18 protein-coding genes are annotated in these 23,756 nt (G+C 65.3%); 8 read left to right on the top strand and 10 right to left on the bottom strand.

What is annotated here, in order from left to right:
- Positions 1-139: 139 nt before the first annotated feature.
- Positions 140-919, top strand: coding sequence for a TatD family hydrolase (locus KA712_17550; protein MCG5054771.1), 780 nt, complete (start codon positions 140-142; stop codon positions 917-919).
- Between the two features lie 40 nt (positions 920-959).
- On the opposite strand, the gene KA712_17545 is transcribed toward KA712_17550, so the two are convergent.
- The 3 genes from KA712_17545 to KA712_17535 form a co-directional block, all read right to left on the bottom strand.
- Positions 960-2,564 (bottom strand): energy transducer TonB, encoded by a 1,605-nt coding sequence (locus KA712_17545; protein MCG5054770.1) that lies wholly within the window; start codon positions 2,562-2,564, stop codon positions 960-962.
- A 177-nt stretch (positions 2,565-2,741) separates the two neighbouring features.
- The gene (gene fusA, locus KA712_17540) at positions 2,742-4,841 is read right to left on the bottom strand and encodes an elongation factor G (protein ID MCG5054769.1); all 2,100 of its coding nucleotides are present in this window, start codon (positions 4,839-4,841) and stop codon (positions 2,742-2,744) included.
- 168 nt (positions 4,842-5,009) lie between these two features.
- Positions 5,010-5,726, bottom strand: coding sequence for an HAD-IA family hydrolase (locus KA712_17535; protein ID MCG5054768.1), 717 nt, complete (start codon positions 5,724-5,726; stop codon positions 5,010-5,012).
- A gap of 48 nt (positions 5,727-5,774) precedes the next feature.
- On the opposite strand from KA712_17535, the gene KA712_17530 reads away from it, so the two are divergent.
- Entirely contained in the window at positions 5,775-6,359 is a 585-nt protein-coding gene (locus tag KA712_17530) for a cob(I)yrinic acid a,c-diamide adenosyltransferase (protein ID MCG5054767.1), read from the top strand.
- A gap of 7 nt (positions 6,360-6,366) precedes the next feature.
- On the opposite strand, the gene KA712_17525 is transcribed toward KA712_17530, so the two are convergent.
- Positions 6,367-7,791 carry a tetratricopeptide repeat protein gene (locus KA712_17525; GenBank protein MCG5054766.1) on the bottom strand — a complete coding sequence of 475 codons (1,425 nt, stop codon included), beginning with the start codon at positions 7,789-7,791 and terminating at the stop codon, positions 6,367-6,369.
- Between the two features lie 319 nt (positions 7,792-8,110).
- On the opposite strand from KA712_17525, the gene KA712_17520 reads away from it, so the two are divergent.
- Positions 8,111-10,045 (top strand): S8 family serine peptidase, encoded by a 1,935-nt coding sequence (locus KA712_17520; protein MCG5054765.1) that lies wholly within the window; start codon positions 8,111-8,113, stop codon positions 10,043-10,045.
- Positions 10,046-10,089: 44 nt separating this feature from the next.
- Here the strand turns inward: KA712_17520 and KA712_17515 are convergent, their stop codons facing one another.
- The 5 genes from KA712_17515 to dnaX all read right to left on the bottom strand — a co-directional run bounded on the left by KA712_17515 (position 10,090) and on the right by dnaX (position 14,245).
- On the bottom strand, positions 10,090-10,677 hold the full coding sequence (locus KA712_17515; protein MCG5054764.1) for a GTPase domain-containing protein: 588 nt from the start codon (positions 10,675-10,677) through the stop codon (positions 10,090-10,092).
- Positions 10,678-10,751: 74 nt separating this feature from the next.
- Positions 10,752-11,231: a roadblock/LC7 domain-containing protein gene (locus KA712_17510; GenBank protein MCG5054763.1), complete on the bottom strand. Its 480-nt coding sequence runs from the start codon at positions 11,229-11,231 to the stop codon at positions 10,752-10,754.
- A gap of 219 nt (positions 11,232-11,450) precedes the next feature.
- Positions 11,451-12,047, bottom strand: coding sequence for a recombination mediator RecR (gene recR / locus KA712_17505; GenBank protein MCG5054762.1), 597 nt, complete (start codon positions 12,045-12,047; stop codon positions 11,451-11,453).
- 1 nt (position 12,048) lies between these two features.
- Complete coding sequence (locus KA712_17500; protein MCG5054761.1) at positions 12,049-12,387, bottom strand: YbaB/EbfC family nucleoid-associated protein; 339 nt, start codon at positions 12,385-12,387, stop codon at positions 12,049-12,051.
- 64 nt (positions 12,388-12,451) lie between these two features.
- Positions 12,452-14,245 carry a DNA polymerase III subunit gamma/tau gene (gene dnaX, locus KA712_17495; protein MCG5054760.1) on the bottom strand — a complete coding sequence of 598 codons (1,794 nt, stop codon included), beginning with the start codon at positions 14,243-14,245 and terminating at the stop codon, positions 12,452-12,454.
- A 211-nt stretch (positions 14,246-14,456) separates the two neighbouring features.
- Here dnaX and clpB point away from each other — a divergent pair, with 211 nt between their 5' ends.
- The 3 genes from clpB (at position 14,457) to lon (ending at position 20,732) form a co-directional block, all read left to right on the top strand.
- The gene (gene clpB / locus KA712_17490; protein MCG5054759.1) at positions 14,457-17,045 is read left to right on the top strand and encodes an ATP-dependent chaperone ClpB; all 2,589 of its coding nucleotides are present in this window, start codon (positions 14,457-14,459) and stop codon (positions 17,043-17,045) included.
- 55 nt (positions 17,046-17,100) lie between these two features.
- Positions 17,101-18,042 carry a J domain-containing protein gene (locus tag KA712_17485; protein ID MCG5054758.1) on the top strand — a complete coding sequence of 314 codons (942 nt, stop codon included), beginning with the start codon at positions 17,101-17,103 and terminating at the stop codon, positions 18,040-18,042.
- Positions 18,043-18,365: 323 nt separating this feature from the next.
- Positions 18,366-20,732 carry an endopeptidase La gene (gene lon, locus KA712_17480; GenBank protein ID MCG5054757.1) on the top strand — a complete coding sequence of 789 codons (2,367 nt, stop codon included), beginning with the start codon at positions 18,366-18,368 and terminating at the stop codon, positions 20,730-20,732.
- A 72-nt stretch (positions 20,733-20,804) separates the two neighbouring features.
- On the opposite strand, the gene KA712_17475 is transcribed toward lon, so the two are convergent.
- Positions 20,805-21,458 (bottom strand): HAD-IA family hydrolase, encoded by a 654-nt coding sequence (locus tag KA712_17475; GenBank protein ID MCG5054756.1) that lies wholly within the window; start codon positions 21,456-21,458, stop codon positions 20,805-20,807.
- A gap of 35 nt (positions 21,459-21,493) precedes the next feature.
- On the opposite strand from KA712_17475, the gene KA712_17470 reads away from it, so the two are divergent.
- Together KA712_17470 and KA712_17465 are read left to right on the top strand one after the other, a co-directional pair.
- The gene (locus KA712_17470) at positions 21,494-23,209 is read left to right on the top strand and encodes a methylmalonyl-CoA mutase (protein MCG5054755.1); all 1,716 of its coding nucleotides are present in this window, start codon (positions 21,494-21,496) and stop codon (positions 23,207-23,209) included.
- A 28-nt stretch (positions 23,210-23,237) separates the two neighbouring features.
- Positions 23,238-23,726, top strand: a complete 489-nt coding sequence (locus tag KA712_17465) for a hypothetical protein (GenBank protein ID MCG5054754.1) — start codon at positions 23,238-23,240, stop codon at positions 23,724-23,726.
- Positions 23,727-23,756 lie beyond the last annotated feature (30 nt).

Raw genomic sequence — 23,756 nt, 5'->3', positions numbered from 1 at the left:
GCGAAACGTGTGCACCTTCCTGTATTCCTGCAGGCCCCCCGCGCCTCACGGAAACGCATTGCGTCTTGCTGAGGTCGAAACTCGCATGCGGGCGGCCCCTTTGTCAGGCTCTCGGGAACGATCCTCCCCTGCGCTGGACATGTTCGACAGTCACTGCCACCTCGATGACGAACGCTTCGACCCCGACCGGGACGCGGTCCTCACGCGGGCCGCGCGCGCCGGAGTCACTGATCTCCTCCTGGCCGGCGTGCGCCCCTCCCGCTTCTCCCGCCTTTGGGCGACGGCAGAGATTGCCTCTGCGGTACGCGTGCACGTCTCCCTGGGTATCCATCCTCAGGTGGTGCCCGAGCTGACGGCCGATGAACGTGCACTCGTTCCACGGCTCGCCTCGGTCCTGGGACGAGCCGGCTCCCGGCCGGTGGCCATCGGCGAATGCGGACTCGACGGCCCCACGGGTCAACGTGAGGAACAAGAGACCGTGTTCCGGGCCCAGATCCGCGCCGCACGTGAGCTCGCCTTGCCCCTGGTGCTGCATGTGTTTCGGGCCCACGAGGCGGCGCTCCGGATTCTCGCAGATGAAAGGGCCGCCGAGGTCGGAGGCATCGCCCACAGCTTCAGCGGGTCGGCAGAACTCGTTTGCCGCTACCTCGATCTCGGCTTCGCGCTATCGTTCGCGGGCCCCGTCACCTGGACAGGCGCCCGCAAGCCCCTGGCCGCCGCGGCCCGCGTGCCGCGGGACGCGCTGTTGGTCGAGACCGATGCGCCGGACCAAGCGCCGCAAAGCGCCCGGGGCCAGCGCAACGAACCAGCTCGCCTTCCGGAAGTGGTCGCGGCCTTGGCGGCTGCCCGAGGCGAAACCCGTGAACAGGTTGCGGCGCAAACCAGCCTCAACACCCGCCGTATTCTTCGTTTGCCCTGACCGCTGCCCGACCGCCAAGGCCCGCGCTCATGCGAGGCGCTCAGGGCCGCGACGAAGCCACGTTGGACGGGGGCTCCCCCGCGCGTAGCCAGGTGCCCAGCCAATCGATCCGGGCCGCGTCCGACACGGCGGCGAAGTGCCCGATCAGAATGTGACCTGCGGTGCTGCGCTGGCCAGCCTCCACCAAAAGCCCATAGGCCCAGCGCGCGCTCGCGACCTCGGTGAGCGCCGCCGCGGCACCTTGAGCCTCAGCGCCGTTCAGCGCCTGCCCCCCGAGCACCCTCAGGCTGACGTCGCTCTCGGACGCCAGAACGGTTTGTGCCGCGAGGGCGTGCCGATCCCCGCGACGGGCCAGCGCGGCGGCCGCCGCCCGGCGGATGCGCGGGTCATCCTTGCGCAGCAGCTTCTTGAGCATGTCGGCCGAAGCCTCCGTGGCGAGCTGCCCCAGCTCCTCCGCGACCGCCTCGAAGATCTGCGGGTCCTTTTCCTTGTAGAGCAAATAGAGCTGCTCGATGCCCTTGTCGCCTGATGACCGCACGATCCCGGCTGCCGCAGCCGCCCGGATGGCCATCTGGGGATCCTTGAGAAGGGGCGTAAGGCCAAACAGGGCCCGCCGGCCCATGTCGGCTTGAGCCCAGGAGCGAATTGCGGCCGCGCGAATTTTGGGTTGCGGATCGTCCATGGCCTTCTTGGCCGCCGCCCGCGCGTCCTCGGCGTCAGCGGCAGCCAAGGCCCGCAGGGCCGCCGTCCGCTCGTCCACGGGCGTGGACGTGCTGACGGCCAGCGCCACGACGGACCCAAGACATGCCTTGTCGAAGTGCAGTCCCAGCGCCGAGAGGGCGGCTTTGCGGGCCTCCGGGTTCTTGTCGGCCAGCGCCTTCTGGGCCATCGGGCACACCGCCTGCCCCGCACGCGCCAGGGCCGGCAAGAACGCCGGCGGCAACTTGCCCGCTGCGGCCAGGGACACCAAGGCAAGAGTCGCCTCTCGATCGCCGGAGGAGGCCAAGGCCCCCGTGGCTTCGAAGCCAAGCTTGCGATCGCTCCGAGCGCGCTTGAGCCATTGGCGCGCAAACAGGGTCACAGCCTTGTCGTGACCAACCGCGACCGCCTCGGCCAGGCGCTCGAGCGCGCGCTGATCGCGGCCCTGCGCAAGCAGGCTCGCCACCGCCTGCTCGGGCGGCAGGTGAACGTCCTCGACCTGCACGTCGTCACAGCGCCCGTCCTTGCGGGCGAACGACCATGACACGTGAAGGTGGCCGTCATCGGACAGAAGCGATTCGTCGGGACGGGGGAAAACCCCCATGTCCCCGACGATGTCTCGCGCGGCCTCATCGAGCCCTGTCGCACCGGAGGGCCGCAAAACGTCCACACGCACCAGCTTGCCCTTGCGGTCGACGCTCACGTCCAAGACCACGGCGCGGCTCTCGTCGTTGACGGGATCGTCGGCAGGCAGCTGCGCCTTCGCCATGGGCACGAAGTTGTTCGTCCAGCGCTTCTCACACCGTTCGACCAAGGAGCTACGCAGAACGTCTCGAGGGTCGAGAGGCTTTGGTTCGTCCGCGGCGCGGGCAGCGCCGAAGCTGAGGAGGCTTCCCCCCAACAGCACGCCCGTGATGAAGTCCTTCCATAGCGGTCGAGAGTGCATCACCAGGCAAATTCGGCAGCCCGGGCAACGAACCTTAGGCGAACACCTGTGCGGACGCTCAGGTCGGCCGCCCGGGTCCCAGGCAAGAGCATCGTCAAAACAATGACGGCCCGGCACCCCTTCGGGCCCGAGCCGTGTCGTCCGGCAAGATGCCAGACCGGTAAGCCTTCGTAGCGCTTACTTGTTTTCCTTCTCGCGCTTGGCCTTGAAGGCCGCGATCATCGCGTCACGGGCCTGCTTGGGCACCTCGGAGTACTTCTTGAACTCCATCGAGAACTCGCCCTTGCCCTGGGTGCCGGATCGCAGATCCGTGGAGTAGCCGAACATGTCGTTCAAGGGCACCTCGGCCTGGGCCCGCACGAAGCCCTCTTCTTTGTCGGTGGAAACGATTTGTCCACGGCGCTGGTTGATCTGACCGAGCACGTTGCCCTGGAACTCCTCCGGGAAGGTGACCTCGACCAGCATGATGGGCTCGAGGATGGTGGGCTCTGCCTTCATGTACGCCTCGCGGAAGCCCATGATGGCCGCCGTCCGGAACGCAATTTCCGACGAGTCGACGGGGTGGTACTGACCGTCGTTCAGGATGCAGCGCACGTCCACGATCGGGAAGCCGATGAGGGGGCCCTTGGAGACGGCCTCCTTGAAGCCCTTGTCCACCGCAGGGATGAATTCGCGAGGAATGACACCGCCCACGATTTCGTCGGCGAATTCATAAGTTTCGCCGCTCTCCGAGACGAGCGGCTCGATGTAGCCTGCCACACGACCGTACTGGCCCGAACCACCCGTCTGCTTCTTGTGGGTGTAGTTGTAATCGGCCCGGCGCTTGATCGTCTCGCGGTAAGCCACCTGGGGCTTGCCCGAGATGACCTCGCAGGCGTACTCGCGCTTCATGCGCTCGATGTAGATCTCGAGGTGGAGCTCGCCCATCCCGCTGATGATGGTCTCGCCCGATTCCTCGTCACGGTGGACGCGGAACGTGGGGTCTTCCTTCGTGAAGCGGTTGAGCGCCTTCGAGAAGTTCGCAACCGTGCCCTTGTCCTTCGGCGTGACCGCGAGCGAGATGACCGCGTCGGGCACGTGCATGGAGGTCATGGTCACGTTGACCGCACCATCGGTGAAGGTGTCGCCCGAGGCACACTCGACACCAAAGAGCGCCACGATGTCACCGGCACTCGCCGACTCGATGTCGTTCATCTCGTTGGAGTGCATCCGGACGAGACGCGGCACCTTGATCTTCTTGTTGCCCGATGAGCAGTTGTAGATGAACTCGCCCTTCGAGAGCTTGCCCTGGTAAATGCGCATGTAGGTCAGCTGACCGTAGCGACCGTCCTCGAGCTTGAATGCAAGGCCCACGAGGGCCTTGTCAGGGGTCGACTCGAGCTTGATCTTCTCCTCGCCGGCATTTTGGTCGAGGCCGAAGTTATTGACCTGCGACGGATTGGGAAGATAGTCGAGCACGCCGTCGAGCAAAAGCTGAACGCCCTTGTTCTTGTAGGCCGAGCCCATGAACACAGGCGTCGCCTTGAGCCCGATCGTCACGCGTCGGACGGCCGCCTTCAGCTCGTCGAGGGTGGGCTCTTCTTCGACCAAGAACTTCTCGGCGATGGTGTCGTCCACCTCGGCGATCGTCTCGATCATCTTGTTGCGCCACTCCTTCGCCTCGTCGAGCAGGTCGGCCGGAATGTCCACTTCCTCGATGTCTTCCCCGTTGTCGCCGTGGAAGTAGACGGCCTTCATCTTGACGAGGTCCACCACACCCTCGAGGCGGTCCTCGAAGCCGATCTGCATCTGCATGACCACCGTATGGTGCCCCAGCTTCTCTTTGAGCTGGGCGGCAACGCGGGCGCCGCTCGCGCCGGCGCGGTCGAGCTTGTTCACGAACGCGAGCCGCGGCACGTTGTAGCGACGCATCTGGCGGTCCACCGTGTAGGACTGCGACTGCACACCGGCCACGCCGCAAAGCACCAGGACAGCGCCATCGAGCACGCGCAGGGCGCGCTCGACCTCGACCGTGAAGTCCACGTGCCCGGGGGTATCGATGAGGTTGATGTTCAGGCCCTTCCACTCGCAGTAGGTGGCGGCCGACTGGATCGTGATGCCCTTTTCGCGCTCGAGATCCATCGAGTCCATCTTGGCGCCGACGCCGTCCTTTCCACGGACTTCGCTGATCTTGTGGATCTTGCCCGTGTAGAACAAAATTCGCTCTGACAGCGTGGTTTTGCCCGAGTCGATGTGGGCAGAAATACCGATGTTTCGGACGTTTTCGATGGACGGCATGACCTGGTAGCTTCCTCGATGAATGGACGTTGTCTGCGGGCTTCAGACCTCAAGTGGCCGGCGCGAACCCCGTTCTCGGGACCGCCGACGCCCCCTCCTGCACCCCGCCAAAAAGGCGCGGTAGTTTAAAGCAGGTTCGGGCCCCCGCCGCAAGGTAAAGGTTCGTTTCTACTGCATCGCGCCCTGAACCAGAGCGCGTGCAAACGCCAGGAGGTCGGCGAAGCGGGGGACCTGCGCCCCGGGGTGGTGGTCGTGGGGATCCAGCAGGGCCGCCGCCACACCCGCCCCCTGCGCCCCCTCCACGTCGGCCTTGAGCGAGTCACCCACCATCACGGCGCTTTCACCTGCGACCTGCAAAGCCGAAAGCGCCATCTGAAAAATGCGGGCGTCGGGCTTCGCCACTCCGACGACCGTGGAGTCGAACACCGCCTCGAAGTGCCGCCGCATGTCCATTCGATGCAAAAGTGCATCGATGGTTCCCTCGGCGTTCGAGATCACGGCCAGCCGAAGGCCCGCGTCCCGCAGCAGCGCGAGCGCTTCATGAGCCCCGGGCAAAGGTCGGCTCCAAAGGTTATCGGCCAGGTGCGTCTGCCAGAGCCGTTCCGCCGCGGCGTCCAGAGCTCCGGCCTCCGCAGCGGCCCCGGCGAGCGTGAGAAGATGGGCGAAGAAGGCCTGTCCACGGGAGGCCCCCTCGCCTCGGGGGGAAAACGCCCAGGACGAGTGGCTGAGCGCATGACGCAAGGCCGGTTGGGTGGCCTCGATGCGTTGGGGATCCACCTCGACGCCCAAGGCATGCACCACCGCGGCGATCCGCTCAGGGTCGTACACCGAGAGCGTGAACCCGACGTCGATCAACACGGCGTCCACGCGGCGAGGAAGGGTCACGTTGGGCGGGCCATCGGCCGGGCGGTCCGCCGTGCTAGCTTGCTGCAAATGGTTCGCCTCAACCGCATCTATACCAAGGCCGGAGACAAAGGCCACACGCGCCTCGTGGGAGGACAAAAGGTTCGGAAAGACTCGATTCGCATCGAGTGCTACGGCACGGTCGACGAGCTTTCGGCCGTGCTCGGGCTGGCTCGCACGGCGCTGCAATCAGCGGGGGCTCCCGACGGCGCCCCCGCGCTTGCCGAAGTGATCAAACGCATTCAGAACGAGCTTTTCAATCTCGGCAGCGACCTCGCCACCCTGCCCGCAGACCGGCACCCCAAGCAGCCCGTGATCGAAGCCCGTCACGTGACTCGCCTCGAAGCGGATCTCGACGCATGGAACGAGACGCTTCCCGAGCTACGTAGCTTCATTCTTCCCGGCGGAGGCTGGGTGGCGTCCTACCTTCATTTGGCCCGCACCGTATGCCGCCGCGCCGAGCGCCTCGCCGTACGATTGGCCGAGGAGCAACCCGTTGGCGAGCAAACGGTGCCCTACCTCAACCGTCTGTCCGATGCCCTCTTCGTCATGAGCCGTCATGCGAGCCGTCTTTATGGTGAGCCCGAGCCCCTGTGGGAGCCCGAGCACACCTGAAGCCGCCTCACATCAGCAGGAGAAGGCCGAGGTTCAGGTCGGCGTGCAACGCTACATTGGGAAGCCCCACAAGCGCGTTGATGCCCGCGGTCAGGCCCAAAGCATCTGCCACCTTCACGATCACCCCCGCACTGCCGCCGGCGAACACCGGACCCGATTTGACAGTGTCGATACAAGCGTCATCGGGCCTGGGAGATTCGGGGTTATCGGGGTCGTAGCCGCGCGGCAGAGGACCGCAGTCGCTCCGCTGTGAACCAATGTCCACGACGTGCCTCAGTTCGCCCGCGCCTCCCAACACGGACACGTAAGGTCGCAGGGTGCCCGGGCTGCCCAAGAGCCACGTAGCCTTGCCAAACGCGGCAAAGGCGCCGGTGGCTGGCGCGTACTCCAGAGCTTTCGGCTTTCCGTCCGTCCCCTGACCCACTCCGTACGCCACCGTGGGGCCGCTCACCTTTTGGAGGCGGACCATGGCCGACAGGATGAACCCCGGTCGCAGCGCATAACCCGCTTCCAGGTTGAGGTGTCCCACCTTCGCGGGCGCAACCCCCGAAAACGAGATCGCTTCGTCGTCGGTGGTCCGGGTGTTCACCTCGGGCGTGCCCGACACGTACCCGAAGCCCGTGCCCACGCTGGCCCCGAACACGAAGCCCGTGCGATCGTCCCCGCTTGGTGTCTCCGTCTCCGTCGGCAACTCGTCGTCCTCGGCCGCCCCGAGCGCCCCGAGGGCTGCGTCTCCCAGCGCCACCACGTGGGGCTCGGCTTCGGACCCGTTGTTGGCGACGGCCTGACCTGCCTCGTCGCGGGCCTCGATGTAGTACTGAACGAGCCCCCCTTGCGTGGCGGGCTCCGGAATGCGCGCCGCGAACCACGCATCTGCCCCGAGCACCATGTCACGTGCCAGGAACGTCGAAACGCCTTCCGGGCGGTACGCCAACACGAGACGCTTGAACGAGATGCCGGGGCCCACACGCGCCCGCACCTCGACCTCGGCGCCCACGGGCGCCGAGGCGACGGGTTCGTGAAAAATGCCGCTCACGTCACCCGTCGGTCCGGGGGAAGGGGCCTCGGAAGGCCGGCCCTGGGAAGCAGCGGCTGCGTCCTTGTCCATGCTGGCTTTCGCTTGCTCGAAGACGGCAACGGTCTCGGGGTTGCGCAGGGCGGGCGTCAAAGTGATGCCCGGCTGAATCTCGAAAGCCCGCTGAAACTGTTTTGCGGCCAGATCGTTCTGCTGAAAGCCGCCCACCAAGATGGCCCCGAGGTGAACGTGGCTGCGCGCCTTCCAGGGGTGCTCGTTCATGCCTTCCCGCGCGCAGATCTCCAGAGCGTCGGTCAAAAGCTTGCGGGCCTCGTCCAAATCCAGGTTTTCGTAGGCGGCGAGCGCCTTTTGGTTCAGATCCTTGACCTTCGAGATGGCCTCTTCACTCTGTGCCATCGCCCGGTGCGCATTCAGCCATACCGGACTTCCAAGGGCCACCGCGCACAGACAAGCGACACTCCGAAGGCGGCCGGCGAGGCGGCGGGGCGACTTTGACTTCATCAAACAGGAACTCCGTGTGGCGAAATGTACGATGTAAGGAAAACGGCGCAAACCGCGACCCGCCGGCGAGCGGTCCAAGGGCGCAGCCTTTGAACCCAGAAACTTACGCCGAGCACAACGAGACGGTCAACTCCGCGACCCTGGGGAATCGGGTCGCCCAGGCAGCCGGAGGCGAGTGGTTGCCCTATACTGACGAAGAGGAGGGTCGAGGCCCATGGGGATGTCACACGTAAGGAAACACCTGCGCCCAAGCTCGTGGTGGCTGTTTGGCGCCACTTTGGCCCTCGTGGCCTGGACCTGGCGCAACGAAGTGCCTTCACAGCAGGAGGCCCAGCGCATCGACCGCAACGAAGCCAGGGCGGCCTGGCTCGAGGGGCTCTCGGAAAGTCCTCGCACGCTGGTCGTGGACTTTCGTGACGACGTGACGGACGAACAGCTGGCAACGAACGCCTACGTGGAGGAGCCCGTCAGTCGCTTGTCGCAGGATGACAAGCTCTTTCGCGTCCGATTCGGCAGCACGCCCGCGCTCCTTGCCGCCCTGGATGTGCTCGAGGCCGATCCCACCGTGGAATCCGTCGATTTCGACGTGTCGGCCACCCTGCCTGGTTATCAGGCTGCCCTGGGTCAGGACGGGGACAGAGGGCTCCATCACTTGGCGCCTCCCGGCCTTCAGGCCTGCGGAGAGCCCGCGGGCAAGGCCGCGCGCCCGGGCTTCCCTGACGATCCCTGCTTTCGTTACCAGTGGCACCTCGCGCAGATCGGCGCGCAAAAGGCCTGGAAACAGGGACAGGGGCAAGGCGTCGTGGTGGCCGTCATAGACACGGGCATCAGCCGCGTGGGCGATCTGGCGAACACCACCTTCGTTCCCGGCTACAACTTCGTCGACGACAAACCCGACGCCCAGGATGACCACGGACACGGCACCCATGTCGCGGGCACGATCGCTCAATCCACCCACAACGGGATCGGCGTGGCGGGTGTCGCGTTCAAGGCAAGCCTCATGCCGCTCAAGGTGCTCTCCGCACGGGGCTCCGGCTCGATGGCGGCCATCGCGCAAGCCATCCGGTGGGCGGCTGACCACGGCGCCAACGTCGTCAACATGAGCCTTGGCGGGCCCTTTCCCGTCAACGCGATCCATAACGCCGTGAAGTACGCGCGCAGCAAAGGCGTGATCGTGGTGGCGGCGGCGGGCAACGATGGCCGCGGCCGCGTCAGCTACCCCGGGCGCTACGCCGACGTGGTGGCTGTCGCCGCGACGCAGTTCGACGAGAACGCCACGTTCTACTCGAACTGGGGCAAAACCATCGATCTCGCGGCGCCGGGGGGAAACGTGCGCGTGGATCAGAACGGCGACGGCCAACCTGACGGTGTATTGCAGAACACGGTAGTGCCAGGCCAGACCCACAAGCAGGATTACCTTTGGTTCATGGGCACGTCGATGGCCTCACCGCACGTGGCCGGGGTGGCTGCCTTGCTGGTGGGCGCCGGCATCACCCAACCCGACGCGGTGGAAACGTTGCTGCTGACGACGGCGCGGGTGCCGAAGTCCCAAGCCGGCAAGGCCACCCAGGGCCAACGCATCGACGACCACTACGGTGCAGGCATCGTGGACGCTGACGCAGCGCTTGCCCGCGCCCGCGCGGGACGGGAAGGCGGGGCGCTTGCCCTGGGCGCCACTTTGGCGCTGGCGGTGACCGGCTCTCTGAGGCGTCGTCACCGGCTCGCCCGCGGGGGACGCTTGAAGCTGGTCGCCGGCCTGGTCCTGGGATCCTCCGGACTCTTCGTGCTGCCCGGGGTGCTGGGCTTCCTGGGGTTGGCAACGCCGGCCGTTCTTGCCCCCCTTACCTCGGGCCTGCCCCTCGGGCTTTCGACATGGCTCGGTGCGGTTCTGGGCCGCTCAGGACATGGCAACCCCCTGCTGATGAGCGCCGCATTGCCCGTGCTGGCCATTGCGCTCGGCTATGGGATTAAAATGTGGCGCCCTGCCCTTGCGGGCTTTGCCCTCGGCACGGCGGGGCTGCTCTTCACCCTGGCCGTGAGCGGCCTGGTTGACGTCACCTGGGTTCCCGACAGCTTCGACCAGATCTTCCTGCTCGTGAACGCGGCCATCGCCTCCGTGATGGCGTTGCTCACGCTGCTCGAGGACTGAGCGGAGCGGACTCCGAGCACGAGGTGGCGCGGGACAAGCGCGGCTCAACCGCCGCGCTTGAGCTCCGTGAGCACGGCCTTGGCAACCGCCTTGAGTGTATCGAAGACCCCCTGCCCCGACACCGCGGCTGCCTCGAACTCGGGCATCCGTTGAGGGTTCAGCAGCTCCCGAAGCTCCTCGAGCGGCGCCGCATTCGGCAGGTCACGCTTGTTGTACTGGACGACGTACGGGATCTTGTCGAGGTTGTAGCCCTGCTCCGTGAGGTTCGTGCGCAGGTTCTCCATCGACTCGATGTTGGCCTCCATCCGCTCGATCTGGGAGTCAGCGACGAACACGACGCCATCCACGCCCTTGAGAATCAGCTTGCGGCTGGCGTCGTAAAACACCTGACCGGGAACGGTGTAAAGGTGGAACCGGGTCTTGAACCCGCGAATCTCACCCAGCGACAGCGGCAAGAAGTCGAAAAATAGGGTTCGCTCGGTCTCGGTGGCGAGCGAGATCATCTTGCCCTTCGCATCAGGCGCCGTCTTGGCGTAGATGTACTGGAGGTTCGTGGTTTTCCCGCAGAGACCCGGTCCGTAGTAGACCAGCTTGCAGTTGATCTCACGGGAGGAATAGTTGATGAAACTCATCGACGTCCTTCAGCTTCCATTCGGCGGTCCGAAGCTCCGATTGCAGCTCGCAATGGTGGCACCCCAGTCCCAGCCTAGTCGTTGAAAAGGTTGTCGATGTCGCTGTCCGTGATCTCGCTGAGGATCGACGGGGCCCCAGCGTTCTGAGCCCGCGCGGAGGCTTGCTCGAACAGGCGCCCCATCTCCTCGGACGCTTTACGCACCCGCAGGCGTACGAGCCCGAGGGACGAGCGCTCGTCGAAGAGCACCACCAAGATCGCCCGGTTGCTCACGAGGGTGATGTGCACGTGCGTGCGTTCGCCCTCGTGAAACTGGCTCGTGAAGTCCTTCTCGCGAAGGATCTGGGAGATTCCACCCGTGGCAGCCACGTTGCCCGCGGTGAGAGATGACAGGGACGTGACGTCCAGTTCGGCCACGTCGCCGGCCTCGGCCACCGGCTGCCCATCCCGCCCGATGAGCAGAACGGCTTTCGCGTTGGCGTCCCTGTGGAGCCTGGCACAGACGTTGTTAATCGCCTGTTGCTCCTCGGGGAACATTACGTTGGGCGAGCTCATGAATCTCCGTCGCTTTGGCTGGGTTGAGAACAGGCGGCCGGAACCGGCCTGTGTCCACTGATATCACCGGCGGCGCCCAGCATCAAGGTTGCAGAACCATTCGACAACTTTGAGGAACGGCCGTTCGGGTCCCAAGCCGCGCTGTTCGGATCGGCGGAACGGAGCCCCAAGTTGAGGTCCCGAAGGGGCCCTGGGCCGGATGGCCCCGCCGCCAGGCGTTCAGATTTCGCGGCGTCCATCGAGCGCCCGGGCCAACGTAAAGCGATCGGCGTACTCGAGCTCGCCGCCCATGGGCACGCCCGTGGCGATGCGCGTGGTGCGAATGCCGAGGGGCTTGAGCAGCTTGGCGAGGTAAACGGCCGTGGTCTCGCCCTCCACACTCGGATTCGTAGCGACGATTACTTCTTTTATCTTGTCGTCAGAGCAGCGGTGAATGAGCTCCGCGATCCGCAGGTCGTCGGGACCAATCCCATCCAAGGGGGCCAGGACCCCGTGGAGAACGTGATAGAGGCCCCGGTACCCGCCGGCGCGTTCGATGGCGACCACGTCCTGTGGTTGCGCCACGGTACAAACCAGGGACGGATCACGCCGCTTGTCGCTGCAGAGGGCGCAAGGGTCAGCCTCCGTGAAATCCCAGCACTGAGAGCACTGCCGAACGCGAAGCTTTACGTCAGCGATGGCCTCGGACAGGGCCTTCGCGTCCTCCGCCTCGGAACGCAGGATGTGGAAAGCCAACCTCGTGGCGGTTTTTTCCCCGATGCCCGGAAGCTTCGCGAGGTGCTGAACCAGCTTGGCAATGGGGCCCGCAGCGGCCATCTCAGGCTCCGCCCCCGCCTCCGAAAAAACCCGGCGGCAACGGCAAGCCGCCCGCGGCGCGTGCCATTTCGGACTGGGCAAGCTCCTTGACCTTGTCGAGGGCAAGGTTGACCGCGCCAGCCACCAGGTCTTCGAGCAGGCGAGGCTCCAGCGCGTTGATGACGGAGGGATCGATGTGCACCGACACCACCTCGCCCTTGCCGTTCGCCACGCACCGAACCAAGCCGCCGCCCGCCTCGCCCTCCACGGTTTTTGCGCCGAGCTCGTCTTTGACACGGGCAATCTCCGACTGAACCTTTTGGGCCGTCTCAAACAAATTTTTTAGGTCGAATCCGCTCATGGGTGTGCTCTTGGGATTGGTATACCGCCCCGGCACGTCGAAGGCGCGCCGCAACCGGCGTTCGTCACGTCTTGATGCCCGTCACTTTGGCGCCAAATACATCCTGCGCCTTCTGAATCATGGGGTGTTTGCGCGCCTCGTCCTCACGACGACGGCGATCGACATCGAGCGCACTCGCTTCGGCCTGAATCGTCGAGGGCAGCACGGCGGCCCGCTCTCCCCCTTGCTTGACCTCGAGGCGCACCGGAAACCCTGCGATCTCTTGCATGACCAACTCCACCTTCGCGCGATGCCGCTCGAGCTGGTCACACTGAAACTTGTCCGGAAGGAGGGCCGTGATGTGGGCATCGGAACACGCGCCCAACCCGGCGTGTTCTAGTGCCGCGGCGAGCAGGGGGCTCTGGCGTTGGACCGTCTCTTTCACCTCGCGCCAAAAGGCGCCGAGGTTCACGATGCCGCCCCGGACCTGCGCCGCAGCCGCGCGTGCGGGCGAAGCGGCCTGGGGGGGCGTTGCGGCAAGCTCCTCCGGGGTCGCAGGAACATCGTTCTGGGGGGACGCCCAGGTGACACTGGCAGGAGGCGCGGCGAGCGTCGGGGCTCCCGCAACGGGGCGGGACGCTGGGGCACGGGATGCCGGGACCGAGCGGGGGCCCTCGGAGGGCGTTGGCCTCCCCCCGGAGGAGGGGCCTGCTCCCCCGGGTCCTCCCGAGGAAAGACGCCCCTCGAGCGCCTCGAGCCGGCCCAGCAGATCTCCCAGCGGCAAAAGCGGCTCGGCCAAGCAGAGATCGACCAGCGCCATTTCACAGACGAGCCGGGGAGCCGGCGAGCGTCCGGCTTCCTCGACCGCGCGCGCCCAGCGATCGAAGAGGACCTGCAGCAGCCCGGGCCCTGCCTGCTCGGCCAAGCCCTTCGCCTCCGTGATCTCCTCGAGGGTGAGATCCACCACGTCCGACGGCGCCGGGAGCAGCGCAACCATTTCGAGGTCGTGGATGAAGGTCAAAAAGCTACGCGCGAGCTGGGTGAGATCGACCCCGCGATCGAGGGAGGCGCCCAGCGCTCGCAACGCCGCCGCCACGTCCCGGGACAGCACCGCCGCACCCAGGGTGAAGAGCAGCCGGTTGTCGGCAAGTCCCAAAACGGACGCCGCCCGCACCGCGGTGATCGCCTCGTCTCCCACGAACGCAATGACCTGGTCCAGCAGCGACAGCGCGTCTCGCACGGACCCTCCGGCCTGGCGAGCCACCACCCGCAACCCGTCCGCGTCGTGGGCCACGCCCTCCGCCTCGAGAATGCCCGTGAGGTGCTCCACCAGACGGCCCGTGGGGACCAGCTTGAAGTCGTAGCGCTGCACCCGGGACATGATCGTGGCGGGGATTTTATGGACCTCCGTCGTGGCCAGGATGAACACCACGTGGGAAGGCGGCTCTTCGAGCGTCTTGAGGAGCGCGTTGAACGCGCTCGTGGACAGCATGTGAACCTCGTCGATGATGTACACCTTTTTGCGCGCCCGGGCGGGGGCGTACTTCACGCCCTCGCGCAAGGTGCGGACGTCGTCCACACCGGTGTTCGACGCGCCATCGATTTCCAGCACGTCGACCGATTGGCCCGCGGCGATCTCACGGCACATGTCACAGGCGCCGCAGGGGTCGGGCGTGGGCCCCTTTTCACAGGACAGCGCCATGGCCAAGATGCGGGCCGAGCTGGTTTTCCCCACGCCGCGGGCGCCCGTGAACAAAAAGGCGTGGTGCACACGCTCGAGCGCGATGGCGTTGGTGAGGGTCTGTGCCACGTGCTCCTGGCCGACGAGATCGGAGAACCGCCGCGGGCGGTACTTTCGCGCAAGAACCAGATAGGACATGGGAGCCGGAATCTAACCGCAACGGTGTGTGCGCGTCCATCCCGTCGCACGCCACGCTCCCCGCGTCGCGCGTGCAGCCCGGCGTTGCGCCCAGCCGCAAATCACAACGCGTCATCCGCAGGTGACGCGCATCGCCTGCTTCCGCTCTCTTCTGCACCCTTTTGGGGCGCGACCTTTACGCAGAGCACACGGTGTTTACATCACATCTGTCATGAGGCTCGATAAACTCACCATCAAAGCGCAAGAGGCCCTGAAAGCTGCTCACGACTTGGCTGAGCAGCGTTCCCACCAGGAACTGACTCCGGAGCACGTCCTGTCGGCGCTGCTCACGCAGGAGGAGGGTGTCGCCCGGGCCTTGCTCGGGAAGCTCGGCGCCGATCCCGACCGCGTGGAGACGAGCCTGAAGAGCGCTCTCGACGATCTGCCCCAGGTTCAGGGTGCGACGAGCGACATCTACTTCGGCCGGCGCTTCAAGGACCTGGTCGATGAAGCGACCCAACAGTCGAAGGCCTTCAAGGACGAGTACGTTTCGAGTGAACACCTGCTCTTGGCGTTGGTTGCCAAGGATCTCGGCGCCGCCTCGAGGGTGCTCAAAGCCGCGGGCGTAACGCACGAAACGCTACTCAAGGCCCTGGCCGAGGTTCGAGGCTCTCAGCGGGTCACGGACCCGGAGGCGGAAGGGCGTTACCAGTCACTGGCGAAGTACACACGGGATCTCACGGAGCTCGCCCGCGGCAACAAACTCGACCCCGTGATTGGCCGCGACGAGGAGGTACGCCGCTCGATGCAGGTGCTGTCGCGCCGAACCAAAAACAACCCGGTCCTCATCGGCGAACCCGGCGTGGGCAAAACGGCCATCGTGGAGGGCATCGCCCAGCGGATCGCGGGGGGCGACGTGCCCGAGTCGCTCAAGGACAAGCGCATTTTGGCATTGGACCTCGGTGCTCTCATCGCCGGCACGAAGTACCGGGGCGAGTTCGAGGACCGGCTCAAAGCCGTTCTCAAGGAGATCGCGGCCGCCGAGGGCCAGGTCATTTTGTTCATCGACGAGCTCCACACCTTGGTAGGTGCGGGCGGCGCGGAAGGGGCCGTGGACGCGGCCAACATGCTCAAACCAGCGCTGGCCCGGGGCGAGCTTCGCTGCGTGGGGGCAACCACCCTCGACGAGTACCGCAAGCACATCGAAAAGGACAAAGCCCTGGAGCGGCGTTTTCAGCCCGTGTTCGTGGGCGAGCCCTCCGAAGAAGACGCGGTAGCCATCATGCGCGGGCTCAAGGAACGATACGAGGTGCACCATGGCATTCGCATCCGCGATGCGGCCTTGGTGGCGGCGGTCAAGCTTTCCACCCGCTACATCACGGGGCGGCAGTTGCCCGACAAGGCGATCGACCTCATCGACGAGGCGGCGAGCCGGCTCAAGATCCAGATCGACTCGCTTCCCGAGCCCATCGACCAAGTCGAGCGCCGCCTCACCTCGTTGGCCATCGAGCAGTCCGCGTTGACCAAAGAGAAGGACGACGCGTCCCGCAAGCGGCTCGACGCCGTGGAAGTAGAGATTGCCGACCTGCGCGAGCGCGCAGCGGCCATGAAGGCACGCTGGCAGCGAGAAAAGGACTTGATCGTTCAGCTTCGTAAAGCGCAGGAGGAGCTCGAGTCGTCTCGCAGCCAGTCCGAGGTCGCGCAACGGCAGGGCGATCTCAACCGAGCTGCCGAGCTGCGCTTCGGGCGCATTCCGGAGCTCGAGCGGCGGCTCGTCACGCTCACCGAGGACTTGAAAGCGGCACAAAAGGACGGCGGCTACCTGCGAGAAGAGGTGACCGAGGAAGACGTTGCCGCCGTGGTGTCGAAGTGGACGGGCGTTCCGGTGGACAAGATGCTCGAAGGCGAGCAGCAGCGGCTCGTGCACATGGAGGAACGCCTGCACCGCAGGGTCATTGGACAACACCGCGCGGTGGAGGTCATCGCCAACGCCGTTCGGCGCTCGCGCGCGGGGCTTCAAGATCCAAACCGCCCCATCGGCTCGTTCATCTTTTTGGGCCCGACCGGGGTCGGCAAGACCGAGCTCGCCCGCAGCTTGGCGGCGTTTCTCTTCGACGACGAAACTCACATGATCCGGATTGACATGTCCGAGTACATGGAAAAACACGCGGTTTCGCGACTCGTGGGCGCCCCTCCCGGCTACGTGGGGTACGACGAGGGTGGGCAGCTCACCGAAGCCGTCCGGCGGCGCCCCTACTCCGTCGTGCTCTTCGACGAGATCGAGAAGGCGCACCCGGATGTCTTCAACATCCTGCTCCAGGTCCTGGACGACGGTCGGCTGACGGATGGCCAGGGGCGAACGGTAGACTTTCGCAATACCGTCGTCATCATGACCTCGAACGTGGGCAGTCACCTCATCGCCGCAGGGGGCGAGCCCGACGAGATTCACGAGCGCGTTTTGGGTGAGCTCCGGCGCACGTTCCGGCCCGAGTTTTTGAACCGTATCGACGACATCGTCACCTTCGGGCAGCTCGAACGCCAAGACCTGGACCACATCGTAAACATCCAGGTGGACAGGTTCCGCGTGCTTCTCAAGGAGCGCGAGCTCGGGCTGGAGCTGAGCGAAGAGGCACGCACCCTGCTCGCCGACAAGGGCTACGACCCAACTTACGGCGCTCGGCCTCTCAAGCGTGTCATCATGCGGTACATTCAAGACCCGCTCGCCAAACGGATCATTGCGGGCGACTTCCACCCGGGTGACACGATTCTGGTGGAGGTGGAGGGCGACGGGCTCACCTTCCGGCGCTCATCCCCAAACTGACCTATTCTTCTTCGACTTTTCTGATCTTCCCCCACTACTGACTTTTCCCACCGCCATGAAGGATCTTTACAAAGCACTCGGGGTGTCCGAGACGGCAAGCGAGGCCGACATCAAAAAGGCTTACCGCAAGCTGGCCAAGGAGTTCCACCCCGACGCGACCGGCGGCGACAAAAGCAAGACCGAGCGGTTCAAGGACGTCTCCCAGGCTTACGAGGTGCTGGGTGACACCAAAAAGCGCGCCGAATACGACCGCCTTCGGCGGGCGCCGATGGGCACCGATGGTATGCCGCAGGGGTTCGACCCAGACCTGTTCGCCCAAATCTTCGGGGGGATGGGCGGGCGCGGGGGCGGGGGCGGCGGATTCCGGGTCTCGCAGGACGTGGGTGGCGATCTCGGGGACATCTTTGCAAACCTGTTCGGGGGACGTGGGGGCTTTTCGGGTGGCGGACGAGGCCCCAGCCGCGGCCCCGACATGCAGGGCACGTTGCGTATCTCCCTCGAGGAGGCGGCGAACGGCACGCGCAGGAAAGTCAAAACCGGGAGCGGGAAGACCGTGGAGGTGCAGGTTCCTGCCGGGGTGGAAAGCGGTGGCCGTTTGCGGGTGACCGGCCAGGGGGGCGTGGGTCCTGGCGAGCGCAGCCCCGCGGGTGACCTCTACCTCGAGATCGAGATAGAGCCCCACCCCCACCTGCGCCGCAGCGATACGGACCTCGAACTCGACCTGCCCGTTAGCCTCAGTGAGGCGATCCTGGGTGCCAAGGTTCAGGTCCCCACGATCGATGGTCACGTGTGGTTGAGCATCCCCCCTGGTACCTCGAGCGGCCGAAAGCTGCGCCTTCGTGGGAAGGGTATGGCACGTCCCGACGGGTCTCGCGGCGACCAGCTGTGTCGGATCGAGATCGTGGTCCCGAGACTTGCCCCCGACGACGAGGAATCCGTGCGGCTGGTCCAGGAACTCGCCAAACGAACGCAGGCCGATAAGGTTCGGCCGTTCTGAAGGGGTCCTCCGACGGCGCTCGGAAGCGCGGAACCTGGGGACGCAGGCGTCACGGGTGGGGAACCCGCGGCCCCTCAGGGCACCCTGCCGAGCAAAGGGAAACCTCGCAGGCCCCGCCGGCTTCTAAACGAAGCGTCCCAAAGCGCCGAACTGAAGCTGTGGGCCCATGACGGCTCCGCGCGCGAAGCGAAACACGGACATGGCGAACCCCTGGGCAAGGCGCTTACAATAGGAAGTAATCCTTGCGGTTTCCAGGAGGGTTTCCTAAGTTCACAATAACTCTGAAACCGGCCTGATTCGGCCAACTTTCGAGGCACCTTTACATGACGACGTCCGAGACCAAGACGCTGCCGCTGCTCTCTCTGAGGAATCTCGTTCTCTTCCCGGGCGCCGTGATGCCTGTCGAGATCGGGCGCTCGAGCTCACTCAAGCTCATCGAAAGCCTGCCTGGCAAAGGGGCGCGCTTGCTCGTAGGCACTCAGAAGGATGCCGACGTGGAAGAGCCGGCCGGAGAGGATTTGTTTCCCATCTGCGTCGAGGGCGAAATCGTTCGGGTGGTCAAGGCCGCCGAAAGCCGCATCACGGCCGTGCTTCGTGGCATCGACCGACGGCGCATCACGAGCTTCTCGCAGGACAAGCCCTACCTGACGGCCACTTACGAGCCGGCGCCCGAGCAGCGCGAGAACGCCATCGAGATCGACGGGCTCGGCATGGCTGTCTACGACGTCGCCAAGCAGCTCATTTCCATCTCGCCCGACATCCCAGATGAGGCAGCCCAGATCCTCGATCAGAGCAAAGACCCCGCACGGCTCGGCGACATCACGGCCGCCACGGTGGATCTCACCGCCGAGGAGCGAGCCTCGCTCCTCGTAGAGACGAACGTGGCCGAACGGCTGCGGCATCTGTTGGTGTTGCTCCAGCGCAAGGTGGAGCTCATCAAGGTCAAGCAAAAGATCGACAGCCAGGTGCGCGAAGAGTTCTCGAAGCACCAGCGCGAGGCTGTGCTGCGGCAGAAGCTCAAGGCCATCCAGGACGAGCTTGGCGAGGGCGACGACGCCTCCGACCTCGACCTCTTCGAGGAGAAGATCAAGGCGGCCGAGATGCCGGAGGACGTGGTCAAGGTGGCCCGCAAGCAGCTGGATCGCCTGCGCCAAATGGCCCAATCATCGGCAGAGTACACGGTGCAGCGCACGTACCTCGAGTGGCTGGTGGAGCTGCCGTGGGCCAAGCAGACCTCGGATACCCTCGACCTCGAGCAGGCGCGCCAGATCCTGGACTCGGACCACTACGACCTCCAGAAGGTCAAAAAGCGCATTCTCGAGTATCTGGCCGTTCGTAAGCTGGCGCCCGGCAAAAAGGGCCCCATTCTGTGCCTGGCCGGTCCTCCTGGCGTGGGTAAGACCTCGCTCGGCCGCTCGATCGCGAAGTCCCTCGGCCGCGAGTTCATTCGCGTGTCTTTGGGTGGCGTTCGGGACGAGGCCGAGATTCGCGGGCACCGCCGTACGTACATCGGCGCCCTGCCAGGTCGCGTGATCCAGGGCATGCGCAAAGTTGGGACCAAGAACCCCGTGTTCGTGCTCGACGAGATTGACAAGCTGGGCTCGGACTTCCGGGGTGATCCTTCCGCCGCCTTGCTCGAGGTTTTGGATCCGGAACAGAACAACAGCTTCTCCGACCACTACCTCGAGGTCACCTTCGACCTGTCGAACGTCATCTTCATCGCCACGGCGAACATGCTCGAGACGATTCCCCCTGCCCTGCTCGACCGCATGGAGGTGCTGGAGATCCCCGGGTATACGGCCGAGGAGAAGATGCAGATCTCGCGGCGCCATCTGGTGCAAAAACAGCTCGAGGAGCATGGGCTTACGACTGAGCAGGTGAACTTCACTGACGACGGCGTACAAACCGTGATCGAGCAGTACACGCGCGAAGCCGGTGTACGTAACCTCGAGCGCGAGATCGCAAACGTCATCCGCGGCATCGCCGTGAAGGTGGCCGAGAGCGAGGCCTACGACCCGGTGATCACCCCCGCGCGGGTGGCGGAGATCCTGGGCCCGCAAAAGTATTACTCCGAGGTCGCGGAACGCACCGAGGTGCCGGGCGTTTGCACCGGCCTGGCGTGGATGCCCACGGGTGGGGACATTCTCTTCATCGAAGCCTCGCAGATGCCCGGCAAGGGCAACCTGATCCTCACCGGTCAGCTGGGTGACGTGATGAAGGAATCGGTGCGCGCGGCGCTGTCCTACGTGCGGTCGCACCTCGACGACTTCCAGATCAACGTGGACTTCGACAAAACCGACCTGCACGTGCACGTACCGGCAGGAGGCGTCTCGAAGGATGGGCCGTCGGCAGGCGTGGCGATGATCACCGCGATGGTGTCTTTGTTCACGGGGCGGCGGGTACGCGGCGACGTGGCGATGACGGGAGAGATCACACTCCGAGGCAACGTGCTGCCGATTGGGGGTGTCAAAGAGAAGGTGTTGGCCGCTCACCGTGCCGGCATCAAGCGGGTGCTTCTGCCCGAGCGGAACAAGAAGGACATGATGGACATCCCCGACACGGTGAAGCGGGATGTCGAGCTCACGTTCGTGTCGAAGATCGCCGAGGTCCTCGACGCCGCTCTCGAGCCCGTTCCCGTGGTGGTTCCCGCGGAAAACCCGGTCCCAACTGAATCGACCGCGCGCGCCTGAGGTTTCCCCCTCCTGCACAACGATACGGAGCCGCTCAGCGTTGCTGGCGGCTCCGTTCGCGTTTGCGACCTCTCAGGGAAGGTTCAAGAGCTGCGAGGGTGAAAGCAAGGCGTTGTCGGGCTGTCGTTCCAGCAACAGGGCGCGGGGCGTGTAACCCCACAGGGCAGCAACGGCGATACACCCCGCGGCCCGCGCAACAGCCATGTCGGGAAGGCCGTCTCCCACCATGAGCGTTCGTTCGGGTTTCGCCCCGACCCGTGCCATGAGGTGCACGAGCGCGCCAGGATCGGGCTTTCTCGGAAAACCATCGCCATCACCCACAATCTCCAAGAAGAGGGCGTCCATCCCCAGGGAGCCGAGCAGGAGCCTGGCGATGTCGCCGGGCTTGTTCGTGAGCACCGCCAGGGGAACGTTTTCGGCACGAAGGCTGGCCAGCGTATCGAGGATCTCGTCGTAGGGACGGGTGTCCACGCAGGGGTGCTGGACGTAGCGGTTCCATACGGCGCGCGCGAGCTCTTCGGCCGTGACGGGAGAGGGCGCGTTTTGTTGAGCCAGGGCGCGGGTGGCCAGGGCCAGAATGCCGTCTCCCACCAGCGTGCCGACCACGTCCTGGGTGAGCCGGGCGAGCCCTTGATCCTCCAGGGCTCCGTTGAGCGCCGATGCAATGTCGGGAAGGGAATCCACCAAAGTGCCGTCAAGGTCGAAAACGACGAGATCGAGCGACATGGGGCCGAGATACCGCAGCCCAGGGGGCCACGTCAATGCAAAGGCCTGGCTTGTTCCCCGCGCGCAGTGGGCGTAATCTGGAGTTTCGCATGGAGGACAAGGCCCAGGCTCCCCCCGAGGCGACAGGGCCAGCACCCGCGGAGCAGGGGCCCGCCACGATCGTTCAGGAACGGCACACCCTGTCGGGGCTGCCCTGCAAGACGGTTTACGGGCCGGCCGATCGTCCGGCGCCCGCAGAGGAAGCTGCCCGCCTGGGACAGCCTGGAGCCTATCCCTTCACGAGGGGGCCGCACGAAACCATGTTTCGGGGCAAGCCCTGGACAATGCGCATGTTCTCGGGCTTCGGAACACCCGAGGACACGAACCAGCGGTTCAGGTACCTGCTCTCGCAGGGTCAGACGGGTCTTTCGACCGCGTTCGACATGCCCACCCTGATGGGCTTCGACCCCGACCATCCGCTGAGCCGGGGCGAGGTGGGCCGTGAAGGCGTTGCCGTGGCCACCCTCGAGGACATGGACCGTCTCTTCGCCGACATTCCGCTCGACAAAGTGAGCACGTCGATGACGATCAACGCCTCGGCCGTCGTGGCTCTGGCGTTCTACGTCGCGGTGGCCGAAGCGCGGGGCCTCTCGCCCTCGCAGCTGCAGGGCACGATCCAGAACGACATGTTCAAGGAGTTCATCGCGCAGAAGGAGTGGATTTGTCCTTTGCGGCCCCATCTTCGCATCGTGGGTGACATGCTGGTGTACTGCACGCGCCACATGCCCAAGTGGAACAGCATCAGCATCAGCGGTTACCACATCCGCGAAGCGGGCGCGACGGCCGTTCAGGAGCTGGCATTCACCCTGGCCAATGGAATTGGCTACGTCGAGATCGGCCGTGCGGCCGGACTCGAGGTTGATGACTTTGCGCCGCGGCTATCCTTCTTTTGGGACATTCACAACGACTTTTTCGAGGAGATCGCGAAGTTGCGGGCTGCCCGGCGCATGTGGGCGCGAATCATGCGCGAACGCTTCGGCGCCCGCGATCCCCGTTCGCTGCGGCTGCGGGCACATAGCCAAACGGCCGGGGCCAGCCTCACCGCGCAGCAGCCCCTCAACAACACCGTGCGCGTGACCTTGCAGGCTCTGGCCGCCGTGCTCGGGGGCACCCAGAGCCTGCATACCAACAGCTACGACGAGACGTACGCCTTGCCCACGGAAGACGCGGCCACCCTGGCACTGCGCACCCAGCAGATCATCGCCGACGAGTCCGGTGTCTCGAACGTGGTGGATCCCCTGGGCGGCAGTTACTTTGTGGAGAGCCTCACCGACGAGATCGAAGCCGCAGCTCAGACGTACCTGGATCGCATCGATGGGATGGGGGGAATGGCCAACGCGATCGAAGCGGGCTACCCCCAAAGAGAAATAGCGAACGCGGCTTACGACCATCAACGGAAAGTCGAGTGCGGAGAGCAGATCGTGGTGGGCGTGAACAAATACCAACACCGGGGCCCCGAGATCAGCCCCCCAACGCTGAAGATCGACGAGGGACCCGAGCAGTCCCAGCTCGAGCGGCTCCACGCGTTCCGCGCCCGCCGCTCGCAGGCCGCGGTGACACGTGGACTTGACGACGTGCGCCGCGCTTGCGAAGGCGCGCACAACATCATGGATGCGGTGCTCGCGGCCACGCGATCCGGCGCGACCCTCGGCGAGGTCTGCGATGTGTTTCGCAACGGCTTCGGCACGTACAAAGATCCTGGACACCTGTAACTCGAGCCGCTAAAGCAGGGAGACGCTCATGGGAAACCCGGCCACCGGCCAAGACATCGAAGACACCTGTACCCGTTGCGGAGACACCTGGCACGTCGTCATGGCGAAGGTGGGAGACCGCATCGCGAAGGTGGTGTGCAAGCTGTGCGGAAGCCAGCACAACTACCGCAAAGGTGCCCAGGCGGCCGCCGCAGCCCGCGAAGCCGATGGCGCGCGGGGCTCACTGCGCCGCAAGACGGTGCGAAGCGCAGTGCCAACGATTCCGGTGCCCCCTCCTTTCGATCCCACGCGCCCTCCCCGTCCCTACTCGGCCCGTGACTTGTACATCCCCGGCGAACGGATCGTGCATCCCAATTTCGGCGAGGGCATCGTGGCAAACGCGTCGTCGGGCAAGATCGACGTGGTGTTCCCGTCGGGGCCACGGGTGTTGGCCGTGGCCAAAGAGATTCCAAACTTGTCTCGCCACAAGCCCGTAGCGAACGTTCCCCTGTCGGACCGTCCGCCCGACGAGACCTAGGGCCGGGAAGCCTGCAGCCACAGGGCGGCT

This window comes from Myxococcales bacterium, assembly GCA_022184915.1.
GTDB lineage: Bacteria > Myxococcota_A > Polyangia > Fen-1088 > Fen-1088 > JAGTJU01.
This window is presented reverse-complemented; position numbering and strand designations above follow the sequence as displayed.

Coding starts and splice junctions, on each gene's coding strand:
- KA712_17550 (MCG5054771.1), top strand. CDS start 140: ATGTTCGACAGTCACTGCCACCTCGATGACGAACGCTTCGACCCCGAC.
- KA712_17545 (MCG5054770.1), bottom strand. CDS start 2,564: ATGCACTCTCGACCGCTATGGAAGGACTTCATCACGGGCGTGCTGTTG.
- fusA (MCG5054769.1), bottom strand. CDS start 4,841: ATGCCGTCCATCGAAAACGTCCGAAACATCGGTATTTCTGCCCACATC.
- KA712_17530 (MCG5054767.1), top strand. CDS start 5,775: ATGGTTCGCCTCAACCGCATCTATACCAAGGCCGGAGACAAAGGCCAC.
- KA712_17525 (MCG5054766.1), bottom strand. CDS start 7,791: ATGGCACAGAGTGAAGAGGCCATCTCGAAGGTCAAGGATCTGAACCAA.
- KA712_17520 (MCG5054765.1), top strand. CDS start 8,111: ATGGGGATGTCACACGTAAGGAAACACCTGCGCCCAAGCTCGTGGTGG.
- KA712_17515 (MCG5054764.1), bottom strand. CDS start 10,677: ATGAGTTTCATCAACTATTCCTCCCGTGAGATCAACTGCAAGCTGGTC.
- KA712_17510 (MCG5054763.1), bottom strand. CDS start 11,231: ATGAGCTCGCCCAACGTAATGTTCCCCGAGGAGCAACAGGCGATTAAC.
- recR (MCG5054762.1), bottom strand. CDS start 12,047: ATGGCCGCTGCGGGCCCCATTGCCAAGCTGGTTCAGCACCTCGCGAAG.
- KA712_17500 (MCG5054761.1), bottom strand. CDS start 12,387: ATGAGCGGATTCGACCTAAAAAATTTGTTTGAGACGGCCCAAAAGGTT.
- dnaX (MCG5054760.1), bottom strand. CDS start 14,245: ATGTCCTATCTGGTTCTTGCGCGAAAGTACCGCCCGCGGCGGTTCTCC.
- clpB (MCG5054759.1), top strand. CDS start 14,457: ATGAGGCTCGATAAACTCACCATCAAAGCGCAAGAGGCCCTGAAAGCT.
- KA712_17485 (MCG5054758.1), top strand. CDS start 17,101: ATGAAGGATCTTTACAAAGCACTCGGGGTGTCCGAGACGGCAAGCGAG.
- lon (MCG5054757.1), top strand. CDS start 18,366: ATGACGACGTCCGAGACCAAGACGCTGCCGCTGCTCTCTCTGAGGAAT.
- KA712_17475 (MCG5054756.1), bottom strand. CDS start 21,458: ATGTCGCTCGATCTCGTCGTTTTCGACCTTGACGGCACTTTGGTGGAT.
- KA712_17470 (MCG5054755.1), top strand. CDS start 21,494: ATGCAAAGGCCTGGCTTGTTCCCCGCGCGCAGTGGGCGTAATCTGGAG.
- KA712_17465 (MCG5054754.1), top strand. CDS start 23,238: ATGGGAAACCCGGCCACCGGCCAAGACATCGAAGACACCTGTACCCGT.